Below are 270 nucleotides of genomic sequence, written 5' to 3' on the forward strand. Positions count from 1 at the left end.
CGGTTTCGAGGGTCCTGCGGTGACGGTGGACACGGCGTGTTCGTCGTCGCTGGTGGCGTTGCATCTGGCCGCGCAGGCGCTGCGGGCGGGTGAGTGCGATCTGGCACTGGCTGGTGGTGTGACGGTGATGTCGACCCCGGAGATGTTCGTGGAGTTCTCGCGGCAGCGGGGGCTTGCGGTGGATGGTCGGTGCAAGGCGTTCTCGGACGGCGCGGATGGTACGGCGTGGTCGGAGGGTGTGGGTCTGCTGCTGGTGGAGCGGCTGTCGGA

1 protein-coding gene is annotated in these 270 nt (G+C 68.5%); it reads left to right on the plus strand.

The features are described from left to right. Positions 1 to 270: beta-ketoacyl synthase N-terminal-like domain-containing protein (locus IH68_RS51480; RefSeq protein ID WP_037886793.1), on the plus strand; the 270-nt coding region annotated here is incomplete at both ends.

The organism is Streptomyces sp. NRRL S-646, assembly GCF_000720765.1.
In the GTDB taxonomy this organism is placed as follows: Bacteria; Actinomycetota; Actinomycetes; order Streptomycetales; family Streptomycetaceae; genus Streptomyces.